14 protein-coding genes are annotated in these 13,927 nt (G+C 42.5%); 4 read left to right on the plus strand and 10 right to left on the minus strand.

The window, feature by feature from the left end; translation table 11 throughout:
* Positions 1-2: 2 nt before the first annotated feature.
* From A9J31_RS06245 to lptF, 4 genes are all read right to left on the minus strand, one after another.
* On the minus strand, positions 3-1,178 hold the full coding sequence (locus A9J31_RS06245; RefSeq protein ID WP_067763145.1) for a S41 family peptidase: 1,176 nt from the start codon (positions 1,176-1,178) through the stop codon (positions 3-5).
* A gap of 17 nt (positions 1,179-1,195) precedes the next feature.
* Positions 1,196-2,743 (minus strand): 2,3-bisphosphoglycerate-independent phosphoglycerate mutase, encoded by a 1,548-nt coding sequence (gpmI, locus tag A9J31_RS06250; RefSeq protein ID WP_067763147.1) that lies wholly within the window; start codon positions 2,741-2,743, stop codon positions 1,196-1,198.
* A gap of 122 nt (positions 2,744-2,865) precedes the next feature.
* Entirely contained in the window at positions 2,866-3,936 is a 1,071-nt protein-coding gene (gene lptG, locus A9J31_RS06255; protein WP_067763149.1) for an LPS export ABC transporter permease LptG, read from the minus strand.
* A 2-nt stretch (positions 3,937-3,938) separates the two neighbouring features.
* The gene (lptF, locus tag A9J31_RS06260; RefSeq protein ID WP_067763151.1) at positions 3,939-5,039 is read right to left on the minus strand and encodes an LPS export ABC transporter permease LptF; all 1,101 of its coding nucleotides are present in this window, start codon (positions 5,037-5,039) and stop codon (positions 3,939-3,941) included.
* A 159-nt stretch (positions 5,040-5,198) separates the two neighbouring features.
* On the opposite strand from lptF, the gene A9J31_RS06265 reads away from it, so the two are divergent.
* From A9J31_RS06265 to A9J31_RS06280, 4 genes are all read left to right on the plus strand, one after another.
* Positions 5,199-6,647, plus strand: coding sequence for a leucyl aminopeptidase (locus A9J31_RS06265; RefSeq protein ID WP_067763153.1), 1,449 nt, complete (start codon positions 5,199-5,201; stop codon positions 6,645-6,647).
* Complete coding sequence (locus A9J31_RS06270; RefSeq protein WP_067763155.1) at positions 6,640-7,047, plus strand: DNA polymerase III subunit chi; 408 nt, start codon at positions 6,640-6,642, stop codon at positions 7,045-7,047. The genes A9J31_RS06265 and A9J31_RS06270 overlap by 8 nt, the downstream gene beginning before the upstream one ends.
* Positions 7,048-7,084: 37 nt before the next feature.
* Positions 7,085-7,711 (plus strand): cell division protein BlhA, encoded by a 627-nt coding sequence (gene blhA / locus A9J31_RS06275; protein ID WP_067763157.1) that lies wholly within the window; start codon positions 7,085-7,087, stop codon positions 7,709-7,711.
* Between the two features lie 134 nt (positions 7,712-7,845).
* Positions 7,846-8,064 (plus strand): hypothetical protein, encoded by a 219-nt coding sequence (locus A9J31_RS06280; protein WP_067763159.1) that lies wholly within the window; start codon positions 7,846-7,848, stop codon positions 8,062-8,064.
* Positions 8,065-8,118: 54 nt separating this feature from the next.
* On the opposite strand, the gene A9J31_RS06285 is transcribed toward A9J31_RS06280, so the two are convergent.
* The 6 genes from A9J31_RS06285 to A9J31_RS06310 all read right to left on the minus strand — a co-directional run bounded on the left by A9J31_RS06285 (position 8,119) and on the right by A9J31_RS06310 (position 13,890).
* Positions 8,119-8,664: a VTT domain-containing protein gene (locus A9J31_RS06285; RefSeq protein WP_067763161.1), complete on the minus strand. Its 546-nt coding sequence runs from the start codon at positions 8,662-8,664 to the stop codon at positions 8,119-8,121.
* A gap of 112 nt (positions 8,665-8,776) precedes the next feature.
* Entirely contained in the window at positions 8,777-9,436 is a 660-nt protein-coding gene (locus A9J31_RS06290) for a riboflavin synthase (protein ID WP_067763164.1), read from the minus strand.
* A gap of 33 nt (positions 9,437-9,469) precedes the next feature.
* Positions 9,470-10,762 carry a DNA adenine methylase gene (locus A9J31_RS06295; RefSeq protein WP_067763166.1) on the minus strand — a complete coding sequence of 431 codons (1,293 nt, stop codon included), beginning with the start codon at positions 10,760-10,762 and terminating at the stop codon, positions 9,470-9,472.
* On the minus strand, positions 10,759-11,859 hold the full coding sequence (gene ribD, locus A9J31_RS06300) for a bifunctional diaminohydroxyphosphoribosylaminopyrimidine deaminase/5-amino-6-(5-phosphoribosylamino)uracil reductase RibD (RefSeq protein ID WP_067763168.1): 1,101 nt from the start codon (positions 11,857-11,859) through the stop codon (positions 10,759-10,761). The genes A9J31_RS06295 and ribD overlap by 4 nt, the downstream gene beginning before the upstream one ends.
* Positions 11,860-11,894: 35 nt before the next feature.
* Positions 11,895-12,353, minus strand: coding sequence for a transcriptional regulator NrdR (gene nrdR, locus A9J31_RS06305; protein ID WP_067763170.1), 459 nt, complete (start codon positions 12,351-12,353; stop codon positions 11,895-11,897).
* 133 nt (positions 12,354-12,486) lie between these two features.
* Positions 12,487-13,890 (minus strand): ammonium transporter, encoded by a 1,404-nt coding sequence (locus tag A9J31_RS06310; protein ID WP_067763172.1) that lies wholly within the window; start codon positions 13,888-13,890, stop codon positions 12,487-12,489.
* Between the last annotated feature and the right edge of the window lie 37 nt (positions 13,891-13,927).

The raw sequence follows: 13,927 nt of genomic DNA on the forward strand, positions 1-13,927 counted from the left end.
TTTTATTTTTGGGTTAATAATAAATCTGCAACATGCTCGATATAATTGTCGTCACGCGCGTCATGTTGTAGTGGGTAATTAAAATCAGGCTGTACGCCAATACCCTCAATCATTTTGCCATTAGGCGTTAAATATTGAGAGACGGTCATTTGCAGCGCTGCACCGTTATTTAGTGGAAAAAGTTTTTGTACCACACCTTTGCCATAACTTTTTTCACCCGCCACCCAAGCACGTTTATGCTCTTTCATTGCCGCAGTAAATACTTCAGCCGCTGATGCAGAACGGTTATTAATTAAAATCCCTACTTTTAAATTTTGAAACTCAAAACTCGGGAGTGCCTGAAACTCTTGGTCACCTTCCGAACGACTCCTAGTCGAAACAATAATGCCTTGGTTTAAAAATAAATCGGCGCTTTCTACAGCAGCAGAAAGCAAACCACCAGGGTTGTTTCTTAAATCAAACAATACTGCTTTTACACGCGGCCCATGACTTTCAATCAAGCGTTTAATCTCATTGGCGGTGTCTTGCTGAAAAACATGCACACTTAACACCAAAACTTGATTACTCAAGAGTTTGGATTCGATATCCGTTTCAATTTTGGTATTACGCACAATATTCAGTGGCTGATTCGAAGTGAGTAATTGCAAATTTAAAGTCGAACCAATTGCACCGGCGAGCAAATGTCGAACTTGATCTTGATTAAGTTTTTTGAGTTCTTGATCATCTATTTTAAATACAGCTAAGCCATTTTTTAGCCCTTGCTTCGCAGAGTCAGCATCAGCTTTTAAATTATAAATGACCCACTGTTGTAAGGGATTATCGTAGCGTAAACTAAAATCTACACTCGCCAAATCACCTTCGGTATATTGCAATAGTTGTTTATAGTCTTCAGCAGAAAGATAACGCGAATAACGGTCTAGGCCTCCCACCAAGCCCTGTATGGCTTGCTGAAATAAAGCATCGTCATTTTTTTCAACTAAATAATTTTCTTTAACCACGCCATAAATTTGCACAAACTGTTGAATCGATTCAACAGGTACTTCGGCATAGCTTTGTTCATAACTTCCATCAAACTCATCGAAAGCCGACTTTGCTTTGTCGGCTCCCCATGCGAAATGACTTGAGCACAGCAGTAGTGCTGTAGCGCTTACAATAGACGTCCAATGTGCTCTAGCCATTCCCAATCCTTTGCTAATTAAGCATCCAGTGTAATTAAATTACGACCTTGCATTTCTGCAGGGACAGGAACATTCATCAACGTTAATAGCGTTGGTGCAACGTCTGCTAATACACCGCCTTCTGCAATCGTTGCTGAAGTAGGACCAACATAAATGAACGGAACAAGTTCAGTAGTATGTTGAGTATGCACCTGACCACTTTGGTAATCTTGCATTTGTTCAACATTACCGTGATCGGCTGTAACCAACATGTGACCTTTATTTGCCATCACCGCTTCGTATACTCGACCTAAGCACGTATCCACCGCTTCAACCGCCTTAACTGCAGCATCAAACACACCTGTATGGCCGACCATATCACCATTAGCAAAGTTCACAACCAATAGATCAAATTCACCTGAGTTAATTGCTGCAACCAACTCATCCGTCACTTCATAAGCACTCATTTCCGGTTTTAGGTCATAAGTTGCAACACTTGGTGATGGAATTAAAATACGTTTTTCACCCGGATATTCATCTTCACGACCGCCGCTAAAGAAAAATGTCACATGTGCATATTTTTCAGTTTCAGCAATACGTAATTGTGTTTTACCCAAGTTAGATAGATATTCACCAATTGAGTTGTGTAATTCTTCTGGCATGTATGCCACAGGCGCATCAATCGTTGCTTGATAACGTGTCAACATCACAAATTTAGACAAGTTTGGAACAACTTTACGCTCAAAGCCCGCAAAGTCTTTTTCCACAAAAGCTTTGGTAATTTCGCGTGCACGGTCAGCACGGAAGTTCATGAAGACAACACTGTCGCCATCTTGAATTTTTGCAAGTTCACCAATACGTGTTGCTGTTACAAATTCATCTTTTTCATCTGCTGCATAAGCCAGCTCTAAACCTTCAACAGCAGTTTGTGCTGTACGTGCAGCTTCACCTTCAGTCAGTAAACGATACGCTTGTTCTACACGGTCCCAACGATTGTCACGGTCCATTGCAAAGTAGCGACCAATCATTGTCGCAATACGACCTTGACCTGGATATTGCGCAAATAATGCATCTAATTTTTCTAATGAAGGCTGAGCACTTTTTGGTGGCGTATCACGACCATCTAAAAATGCGTGTAAATATACTTTTGCGCCACGTTTTAAAGCAAGCTCAGCCATAGCGACGATATGATCTTCATGTGAATGAACACCACCTTCAGACAATAAGCCCATGATATGCACTGCACCATTGGTTGCTTTGGCTTTTTCAACAGCATCAACTAGTACTTCTTGTTCAAAAAAAGCACCTGTACGAATGTCTTTGGTAATACGAGTGAAGTCTTGATACAGTACACGACCTGCGCCAAGGTTCATGTGGCCTACTTCTGAGTTACCCATTTGTCCATCTGGAAGACCAACGTCTTCACCAGAACCTGAGATTAATCCATGCGGATGTTTTTCTTGCATTGCTGTTAAGTTTGGTCGCTTCGCTGCTAAAAAAGCATTATCTTCGACCGCTTCGCGATGACCCACACCATCCATAATTACCAATACGTGTGGGATTTTGCCAGCAGTTGCATCCGTCATAATGAATACTCTTTCGTTTATAAATTAATCATCATATCTTACCGAACTTTCGGTGAAGACTCTATGTTGCGACCATAGTTAATCTTGGTCAGCAGCATTGTTTTACCCAATGTTGTGCCGACTTAGCGGGCACGATGCAGCAGATAACCACCTACTGCAAACATGAGAATAATCGGTACAAAAACGAACCATGCTGGAGATGGCGAATACACCAAACTTGCATAGCCGAGGAAATCTTGAAGGTAGAAGAAGCCAAGCCCAGCAAACAATGCAATGACCAGGCGAAAACCCATGGATTGTTGACGTAATGGCCCAAAAATAAATGAACAGGCAATCACCACCAAGGCAATCAATGCAAATGGTGAACCGAATTTTTGCCAAAAGGCCAATTGGTAGGTTTTAGGCACTTGGCTATACTCATTCATATAGCTCATGAAACTGACCAATTGACTCGGAGACAAATCTTCAGGATCAATTGTCACCATATGCACATATTTCGGCTGTAAAGCCAAAGATAAAGGCTGTTCTGCGTTTTGTTTTGTTACAGCATCGCCCGTATTTAGCATATCCATTTGAATACTGTTTTGCAGCGTCCAAGCCCCATCTTTAATGAAGTTCCCCTGCTCTGCATCTAAGGTGCCACGTAGTCGATAGTTATCATCAAAATCAACCACTTGTACATCTTTGATCTGACCTTGCGAATTAGCATAATCAATGTAAATAAAACGCTGCCCTTCACGAGACCAATAGCCTTTTACCTCACCCAATTCAGCCGCAGTGCGATGACTCTTGACACTTTTTGCTTGCTCATTGGTATGTGGAATAACCCACTCACTTAAAGCAAAAGACAGTACCACCAGAATTAACGCTGAACGAATCACCCAACCTACAATACGCCACAGACTAATGCCCACAGAACGCATGACAATCAATTCACTGTTAGACGCTAAAGTTCCTAGACCTAAAACCGCACCAATCAAAGCGGATATGGGTAATATTTCATATAAATAATTTGGTGAGTTCCACAATACATATTGCAAAGCATTCCATGCATTGTAGCCTTCTTTCAACGAGCCCAATTCACCTAAATAAGTAAAAAGCACCTGTAAACCAGCCAAGACTGCTGTCGCACCTAACATGGCTAAAGCAGTGGTTTTGGTCACATGTTTTGCAACTATACGACGTGCCAACATTGTTAAGACCTCACTCGCTGAATTTGTTTCTTAATCTTGGGTGCCAACTTTTGTTTACGTGAAAACAGTGCTGCCGCGATTGCATAAATCACCAAAACAAGTGGATAAGCAGCAATACCCATTTCATCTTTACTGATACGGGTTTTAATCGCCATTAAAGCCACAATTAGGCTGGCGAAGATCAATAAAGCTGGGAATAATTTTAAGTAACGGCCTTGACGCGGGCTCACTTCAGACAATGCCGTTGCCAACATCAATGCCACAATAATGGTAAACGGTACAAAGATACGCCAACCCAATTCACTTGCAACGACAGGGTCATGGCGATTTTCCCAAAGTTTAGTCGTCGCTAATGCTTCAACTTCAGTACTTTCAAATTTCGCTTCTTTATCATTTTCTAAACGTAAACGATAACTTTGAAATTCTGCTTGTGTATAACGTGGTTGACCTGGATAGATTTCATAACGACGTCCTTCAACCAAATCCACCACATTAGCATTATCATCCGGCACTTCAACACGCGTAGCTTCTTTCGCCAAGATAATCACATCTGGCTTACCATCTTTTTCTGCGCGTTGATAGAAGAAAATATCTTTGAGATTTTTACGATCTTCAGATAAATCACCTGCATAGATGGTATAGGGGCCAGAAGAAATAAACTCTTTGGGACGTACGAGGTCAAAGCCTGTACGGACTGCTTGCGAAGTCGTCAAGGCTTCGTACTGACGGATGCCCCATGGCGATGCCCATAACATTAAGAAGGCTTGAACCGCCATAAAGACCACAGCCATCGGCACCAACAAACGTGCTAATCGATTGCGACTCACACCACTACTGTTCAGTACCGCCATTTCATGGTCAACGTACAAACGACCAAATACCAACATCAAGCCAATGAAGAAACCCAATGGAAGAATCAAAGTTAAGAATTCAGGCAAACGATAACCAATGATGCTAAATAAAATACTTGCATCTAAGCGACCCTGAGCCGCAACCCCAAAGTACTTGATCAAACGGCCACCCATCATGATCAAGGTCAGTAAGGAAATCACGACGAGTGATGTTGACACCACTTGCTTGACCAGATAACGCCGAATAATCAATTCAATTCTTCCAAAAATAGGGCAAATAAAAACTAGCGATAGTTTACCCGAATGTTAAAAATATAAAACCTATACCCTTGTTACGCATTGAAACTCTATTCAGATAAATGTTTCAATGGTTTAATGGTTTATAAATTTAAAAAGGCATGAATACCGCACATGAAACTTGCTATAAATACATCTGTCCAACCGAATGCTGCCAGCCAATATTTGTTGATTTTAGTAGATTCTGAGCACGTTCAAAATGCAGCAACTACTTATCAAATCAATGATTTAGATACCCATATTGAAGCAACACAATTTAAAGCTGCTTTAAATGAAAGTTTAGCACTGGTCGGTAGCGTTGCCGCTTGTCGTAATAGTGCACTTTTGGGTCTAGGCAAAGTATCTGAATTACAAGTAAATAAACTTGCAAAAATTGCACAAACCATTATTAAAGCATCACAAAAAAAATTCCAGCATATTAGTGTAGACATCTCTGCATTACCGCAAGAGCAACATTACTTGTTTGCACTCAGCTTAACTCAAGCTGCATATGCCTTTGATGAATACAAATCAAAGAAAAATGAATTTGCTTTAACACAAATTGATTTAATTGCCGCTAAAACATCACTCAGCACAGCACAGTTAGATTTAATTGAAGCAGTTCAATTAGGTCAAAGCTATACACGTGATCTAGGTAACCGTCCGGGCAATATTTGTTTCCCTGAATATCTAGCTGAACAAGCTCTAGCATTGGCAGCAGAGTTCCCAGAACAACTAAAAGTGACCGTACTTGATGAACAGCAAATGGCTGACTTAGGTATGGGCGCATTCCTTGCTGTCAGCAAAGGTTCAGACCGTCCAGGCCGCATTATCACTATTGAATATTTATCGAACCGCGAAGAAGCACCAGTTGTATTGGTTGGTAAAGGTGTAACTTTTGATACAGGCGGTATTTCATTAAAACCAGGCGCTGGCATGGATGAAATGAAGTACGACATGTGTGGTTCAGCATCTGTATTGGGTACCGTTCGCGCACTCTGTGAAGCAAAATTACCGATTCATGTTGTCGGTGCAATTGCTGCTGCCGAAAACATGCCTTCAGGTCATGCAACACGTCCGGGTGATATTGTAACGACGATGAGCGGTCAAACGGTTGAAATTCTAAATACTGATGCCGAAGGTCGTTTAGTGCTGTGTGACACGTTGACTTATGTTAAACGTTTTAACCCTGCCCTCGTTATTGATATTGCAACCTTAACAGGTGCATGCGTGGTAGCGCTTGGATCAGTGCTGACAGGGATGTTCACACCAGATGATGAACTTGCTGCAGAGTTAACTGCTGCCGGTCAACACAGTTTTGACCGTGTATGGCGCATGCCTGTGATTGAAGATTACCAAGAACAATTGGACTCTCCATTTGCAGATATCGCAAACATTGGTGGTCCTAAAGCAGGCTCAGTAACTGCTGCATGTTTCTTACAGCGCTTCACACGTGAATACCGTTGGGCGCATTTAGATATTGCCGGTACAGCATGGAATTCAGGTGCAAATAAAGGCGCAACGGGTCGTCCAGTACCCTTATTGATGCAATTCTTAGCGAATCGTGCACAAGCGAATGGCTAAAGTTAGCTTTTATTTATTTGAAAAAAGTCCTGAACGACAAGTCGAAAGTACTTGTCGTTTATGCCGTAAGATTCTGCGTCAACCTGAACGTATTTGGTTGTACTGTGCTGATGCAGACTTGCAGCAACAATTAGATGAACGCCTGTGGAGTTTTGATCCCACAGGCTTCATTCCACATGGTATCGACCAAGTTGATGCAACCGTGTGTATATCCGCGCAGCTGCCTGAACAATCGGATTGGATTGTGTTTAATTTTAACGATCAAGCACTTGAACAGTTCGCAAGTTTTAGTCACATTATCGAAATTATTGAAAATAACGAAGCTGCCAAAATCATTGGCCGTGAAAAGTATAAGCATTATCGAAAATTAGGCGTGCAACCAAACACCCATAAACTTTAATTCGAAATGCAATACTGCTAGAACAAGGAGATGCACCATGGCATTAAATGTAGGTCCCGAATTTAAACAGCGTTGGTTAAATGTGCCTGAAGCTGTACGCCAGACCTTTATTGATGACCTCGGTCGCATTTGCGATGTGTTGAATCCCAGCACAGATATTCAACAGTGGTTGACGCACGATCAACAGCAGCAGAAAGTTTCATTTGAAAAAATTGAGACTGCTTATGCAGATTTGAAAGCTCAACTGATTGAAGATGCTCGCATTCGTAAACAATTGGCCCTAGAAAAAGCGTTGGAAGAAAAACGTGCGGCTGAACAGGCTTATGCAGAACAATTGAAACGTGATGAAGAAGTGCGTTTTGCTGCACAAACCCAAGCCTTGGCCATGATGCAAGTCAATTTAGATCGTGATGTACAGCACTATGCTTCGCGCTATCACAAAAACCCTGAAACAGGTTTAGCTGGTTTATCACAACACCTTTCTGTGAGCGAAGGACAAATCCTGTCTGAACTCGAAAGTGTAAGAGTGCGTTTAGAACTCGAAGCTGAAACGCAGATTGAACAAGCCGTGCGCGAGTTCCGTGAAAAATTAAAAGTCGCTGCCCAAGAAGAAATTGAATATATCTTAGAAAATTCAAATTTTTCTACACAAAGCACTGAATAAGTGGACTCCATATTTTCAGTCCTTAACAAAGCTGTCATCAAATTGACATCTTTCTGCAACATGATGTTCATATCCCTGAAGCGGGCATCGACTTTGGGGAGCAAAATAATCATGCATCCAGACGGGACTGAAACATGGACATTATCCAACAGATTAATCAGAAGATATCCGCTTTAGCTGTAGGCGAAACTTGGAAGATTAGTGCTAAAGATTTATGGCTGAGTCATTCAGATTTTCACAGTATTTCCGTGTACTTAAGTCGTGAATCTGAAAAAGGTCAATTTTCTATCAATCTACCAGTTCAAACGGCAATCCCCCATCCACTTGATATCGTGACTGTGACCAAACACTGATCGTTACGCAATAAAAAAGCCCTACTTGGGCTTTTTTTATTTATTAACTGTAATTTAGACCAAATCAGCAACTGCAGACACAGTATGACCTAAGAAAAATCCAATTCCTAAGAGTAATCCAATCCAGATAAAACCGCCCAATACGTTATAAAACATAAAACTTGCTAAGTTCATATGCGCTGAACCTGCTGCAAACGGTGCAAATGAACGAACAAAAGGAACAAAGCGCGCCACTAAAATGGTCTTTCCGCCATGCTTCATAAAATATTTATTGGTTTTCACCATATATTCAGGCTTAAAGTAGCGTGTATGCTTATTAAAATATTTAATGCCTAAGACGCTACCCGTATAGTAATTCACGCTATAGCCGAGTACCGATGCAACAAACAACATAATGCCCATAGTGTGCAAATGGATAACATCGGTGGTTGAACATAATGCGCCAATCGCGAGAAGCAAACTATCTCCCGGCAAAAAGAACATGAACACTGAACCTGTTTCAGCGAATATCACTAGGAATAAAATGGCATAGATCCACACACCATAATTTTCCAGCAACAATGGCAACCACTGCTCTAGATTCAGCAAAAAATCAATCATTGTCACCTGTCTGATTATTCATCGTATTTGAAATACCGCGACACATTATCACCAAAAATAAAAAAACAGTCTAATTTTTCAATCAGACTGTTTGGTTTTCGTTTCTTTAAACTTATTTTAAGAAACCATTTTGGGCCAAGAAATCCATACTAATTTTTGACTGTTGTGTCGTTTCAGCTGCTTTGTCGCCCATCAATAAACGTTCAATATAACGAGCTAAAACATCCACTTCTAAATTCACTTTGGTCCCGGCTTTCCATGTAGCAATATTGGTTCGGTGTGCCGTATGTGGAATCAAATTCAAGCTCAACACATTGCCACGTAAGTGATTGATGGTCAGGCTAATGCCATCCACAGTCACTGAACCCTTTTCTGCAAGATAACGTGCAATTTCTGCCGGTGCTGTGACTTCAAAATAAATCGAACGTGCATCTGAACGAACAATAGTAATTTCACCAACCGCATCGACATGACCACTGACAATGTGACCGCCGAAACGCGTGGTCGGTAACATGGCTTTTTCCACATTAACCGGCTGCCCTGCTTTCCAATGTTCAAGCGTGGTTCGATTTAAGCTTTCACGAGATACATCCGCAGCATACCAATTACTACCAAAATCAATGACCGTTAGACAGATGCCATTGGTGGCAATTGAATCACCCAAATGTACATCAGACATATCAAGATCTGTTTGAATTCGCAGGCGAACATCACCGCCTACATTTTGAATGCTTTCAACCTTGCCTAAACTTTCGATAATGCCTGTAAACATATTCAATCCCTGATTAAAATGGGCGGTGATTTTTTACCACAAATCAAGCTGCGTGCTCACGCCTGAGGTATCTACACCACCTAATTCTGCAAAATGGTGGAGTTGACTCAACAACTGACGAATAGGTGGGCCTGATTTTGCGTGCGTATCAGTAATCACAATAAATTCGAGTACGCGTGCACGCTCAGACTGACGTTGTTTACTCACGCGATAACGCGGCACATCTTGCGTCAATAAACTCACACGACCACGTTTAAGGTTGGCTTGTAACAAATCAGTCGCGCTGATATTACCATCGGTTGAATAGCTGGTCAGAATATAACGTGCGTTAATGGTTTCTAATAATTTTTCATACGCTTCTTTGGCATGCTTTGAAGAATTATAAGGGCTAGGACGTTCTTTACGCCATGCACGATCAATACCGCTCTTAAAGCCTTTGGTATCAGGGGTTGGAAGATCGACCTGATCCCATAAGGTTAAAGCATTTAAAACATGATAATTACTGCTGTACGCATGTTGGTTATACGGTGGATCAAGATAGGCCACATCGACTTCAAAGCCACTCATTTGATTCGCTAAGTGCTGCGCATCCACACACCACATTTCTGCTGCTGGGCGTTTTGGATCGCCAATTTCACAAAAGCGACTCGGCGTTAACCACAATAACGAGCCAATACGATCCAACGCGGCTTGGGTTTTACCGCCCCAACCATGATGGAAACTTTTGAATACACCACTGGTATTGCTAACAAAACTGGCTGAATACAACAGTGGTGCAAGTAACGCGCTCATTTCCACATCATCAATGGCACCCTGCGCCTGCCATGTAGCAATTTGCTGACGAATAGCATCAATACGCATACCGTTGCGACGTTTAAAGAATAAACGGTCACGTGCCGGATCATATATTTCATCATTACGTGGGCATAGATTATGCGTTACCCAACCTTTGACTTCGGGTAAACGATTCAAGTAATCAATGGCTTTTTGATAGCCACCTAATTCTTTAAACGCAGGTGCTTCAGTACATGAGAGAATCGCACTGTTTAAAGCATGGCTATACGGTTCCCAGTCATTGGCAATCACACGATAACCATTTTGGCGGGCTAAACGTGAAACAACACCGGAACCAGCAAAAAAGTCGGCGAAAATAGGGGCACGACCATCTTCACGTTTTAAAGTTCCCGTTTGCTCAAGTGCTTCTAAAATCAGGTGTAACAGACGACGCTTGTTTCCCAAATAAGGAACCAATTGATGGAAAAGATATTCGTCGGTGGTACGAGCCGCATGACGACGTTTGTGATAAACCGTAGACTCTGGATTCATAGCGTCTCTTGAGAAGGGATTAACCTTAAGCGAATGTCGTCACCCAATTGAGTAACGTCTTTCAACTTAAATCGAAGCTGCTCTGCCATGCGGTTAAAATCCGCAGTAAACATTGCACGAGCTGACCGACCCAAAAGCGTCGGTGCAACATAACTGATCATTTCATCGACCAATTGTTCTTGTAAGAAAGCGGTGGATAAAGTCGCACCTGCTTCCACCATCACATCATAAATTTGATGCTGCTGAACTAATATTTTTAGCAGTTCTGCTAATGGTTGTATTTCAAATTGTACCACGCCTAAATCGGCAAGTTCCTGACGAAATGGCCCCATGACCATAACACTTTCAGGCTGTTCCAACATTTTTGCTGTGAGTGGCAAACGACCTTGACGGTCGAGAACGATTCTTTGCGGCTGAACAATTTTGCTTAAATCATCTATACCATCTAGCTGGCGCACATTGAGTTGGCAATCATCAGCCAAAACCGTTTCAATACCGGTGATGACAGCACCTGAAATTGCACGCCAATGCTGAACGTCTTGACGTGCCAATTCACCGGTAATCCATTTCGACTCACCGGATGCCATTGCAGTACGGCCATCCAAACTTGAAGCAACTTTAAGACGCACATGAGGCATACTTGTAGCCATTGCCTTGAGGAAGCCCAAATTTAATTGATGTGCTTCTGCTTCGCAAACCCCTGTGATGACTTCAATTCCTGCATCACGCAGAATTTGTACACCTTTGCCTGCCACCAATGGATTCGGATCTGGACAGGCAACCACCACTTGCGCTACCCCAGCTTCAACTAAGCCTTTGGCACAAGGCGGTGTCCGGCCATAATGGGCACACGGCTCTAAAGTCACATAGGCTGTTGCACCACGTGCAGCTTCGCCTGCATCACGCATTGCAAAGACTTCAGCATGGGGTTGACCAGCTTTGGGATGAAACCCTTCTCCCACATGCTGTCCATCTTTGACAATGACACAGCCTACATTGGGATTCGGGCGGGTTGAATACTGACCTTGATATGCAAGCTGAATCGCACGTCGCATCCAAAATTCATGCTGCTCTCGCACTAGATTTGACTCAGACATGACTTCACTCTTTATTCATACAAGGATTAGACAGCTTAGTGTTCACGCTGTTGCATCTGTTCGATTTGACGACGAAATGCTTCAACATCTTGGAAATCTTGATAAACCGAAGCAAAACGTACATAAGCGACATGATCTAAAGCAAACAAAGATTGCATGACAATTTCACCAATGGTACGAGACTTTACATCGCGTTCACCCAAACGACGAATCTGTAATTGAATATCGCTGAGTACCGTTTCGATTTGTTCTTGTGTCACTGGACGCTTTTGCAAAGCATGCATCAAGGAACGACGAAGTTTTGCCTCATCAAACGGTTCACTTTTTGAATCCGACTTAATCACACGAGGCATGACCACTTCATAACTTTCAAAAGTGGTAAAACGTTCACCGCAACTAATACATTCACGGCGGCGGCGAATCTGACAGCCTTCAGCAGCAAGGCGAGAATCAATCACTTTACTGTCTTCAGCGTTGCAAAATGGACAATGCATAGCGGTTAAATTGAACAAATCCGAATGGATTTAGAGTGTAGCAAAAATTTTTAATTTTGTAGAGCTTTACGCTAGATATGGAAAAAAAACAGCCCTTTCGGGCTGTTTTACACAATATATTGATTATTGCTTATTATTCTACACGTTCGCCATGTTGGCTTAAGTCAAGACCCATACGCTCGTCATCACCTTCAACACGGATACCAATCACGAGATCAATTACTTTTAAGATAATGAATGTCATGATTGCTGAGTAGGCAACAGTTGCAAGGATACCTTCAACTTGAACCCATAATTGGTGTAATACGTTGCTTGGTGCGTTGTCGCCCATGATAAATTCACTTGCGAAGAATGCAGTTAGGATCGCACCAACAATACCGCCCACACCATGCAAACCAAAGGCATCTAAAGAGTCATCTGCTTTCAAAGCACGTTTCAGCGCTGTAATACCCCAGAAACATACCACACCACCGATTAAGCCCATTGCTAGCGCACCGCCAACAGTTACAAAACCTGCTGCTGGAGTAATCACAACGAGACCCGCAATCGCACCAGATGCACCGCCCAACACAGACGCTTTACCACGTACTACTTTTTCAGTAATTAACCATGCGATTGCTGCTGCCGCTGCCGCAACTTGAGTTACCACCAAAGCATAACCTGCTGAGCCGTTCGCACCTAATGCAGAACCACCGTTGAAACCAAACCAACCAACCCATACAAGGCTTGCGCCGACAACAGTTAAAGTAAGATTGTGTGGCGCCATTGATTCACGGCCTAACCCCATACGTTTACCTAGCATGTAGGCAGCCACTAAACCAGCAACACCCGAGTTAATATGGACAACTGTACCACCGGCAAAGTCTAAGGCACCATCGTTACCTAACCAGCCGCCACCCCATACCCAGTGAGTAATTGGTGCATAGACAATAACACTCCAAATCGTAATGAATGCGACAAAAGCACCGAATTTCATACGCTCTGCAATCGAACCGCTAATAATGGCAACGGTAATGATGGCAAAAGTCATTTGGAAAATTACAAAGAGAATTTCAGGAATTGTGCCCGATAATGCATCTGTGGTAATACCAGACAACATAAATTTGTCTAAGCTACCAATGAAAGCATTGCCTTCACCAAATGCTAGGGAATAACCCACGATCACCCAAGTCAGACTGACGATACCAGCGGCTACAAAACTGTGTGCCATCGTGCTAAGTACGTTTTTCTTACGAACCATACCACCGTAGAATAGTGCTAAGCCTGGAATCGTCATCAATAATACAAGTGCGGTAGACACAAGAATCCACGCTGTATCACCTGTATCCAGCTTTGCTTCGTCTTCTGTAGGTGCTGGTGCTGTTTCAGCTGGAGCAACAACGGCCGCAGCTTCTTCTGTAGAACTTAATGTTGTTGTATCAGCAGTATCAACTACAGCTACTGCTTCTGTTGGCGCTGTTGCGGACTCTTCAGCCCATGCAACAGAACCACCTAAAAGTGCACTGGACAAGCCGAGCGCAATTAGCATTTTTTTCATTCGTATCCCCCGACCTGATTTTTCTGAGTTATTAGCT

The sequence above is a fragment of the Acinetobacter gandensis genome (assembly GCF_001678755.1).
GTDB lineage: Bacteria > Pseudomonadota > Gammaproteobacteria > Pseudomonadales > Moraxellaceae > Acinetobacter > Acinetobacter gandensis.

Excerpts from the sequence above, each read along its gene's own strand:
- A9J31_RS06245 (WP_067763145.1), bottom strand. The coding sequence starts at position 1,178 with ATGGCTAGAGCACATTGGACGTCTATTGTAAGCGCTACAGCACTACTG.
- gpmI (WP_067763147.1), bottom strand. The coding sequence starts at position 2,743 with ATGACGGATGCAACTGCTGGCAAAATCCCACACGTATTGGTAATTATG.
- lptG (WP_067763149.1), bottom strand. The coding sequence starts at position 3,936 with ATGTTGGCACGTCGTATAGTTGCAAAACATGTGACCAAAACCACTGCT.
- A9J31_RS06265 (WP_067763153.1), top strand. The coding sequence starts at position 5,199 with ATGAAACTTGCTATAAATACATCTGTCCAACCGAATGCTGCCAGCCAA.
- A9J31_RS06270 (WP_067763155.1), top strand. The coding sequence starts at position 6,640 with ATGGCTAAAGTTAGCTTTTATTTATTTGAAAAAAGTCCTGAACGACAA.
- blhA (WP_067763157.1), top strand. The coding sequence starts at position 7,085 with ATGGCATTAAATGTAGGTCCCGAATTTAAACAGCGTTGGTTAAATGTG.
- A9J31_RS06280 (WP_067763159.1), top strand. The coding sequence starts at position 7,846 with ATGGACATTATCCAACAGATTAATCAGAAGATATCCGCTTTAGCTGTA.
- A9J31_RS06285 (WP_067763161.1), bottom strand. The coding sequence starts at position 8,664 with ATGATTGATTTTTTGCTGAATCTAGAGCAGTGGTTGCCATTGTTGCTG.
- A9J31_RS06290 (WP_067763164.1), bottom strand. The coding sequence starts at position 9,436 with ATGTTTACAGGCATTATCGAAAGTTTAGGCAAGGTTGAAAGCATTCAA.
- A9J31_RS06295 (WP_067763166.1), bottom strand. The coding sequence starts at position 10,762 with ATGAATCCAGAGTCTACGGTTTATCACAAACGTCGTCATGCGGCTCGT.
- ribD (WP_067763168.1), bottom strand. The coding sequence starts at position 11,859 with ATGTCTGAGTCAAATCTAGTGCGAGAGCAGCATGAATTTTGGATGCGA.
- nrdR (WP_067763170.1), bottom strand. The coding sequence starts at position 12,353 with ATGCATTGTCCATTTTGCAACGCTGAAGACAGTAAAGTGATTGATTCT.
- A9J31_RS06310 (WP_067763172.1), bottom strand. The coding sequence starts at position 13,890 with ATGAAAAAAATGCTAATTGCGCTCGGCTTGTCCAGTGCACTTTTAGGT.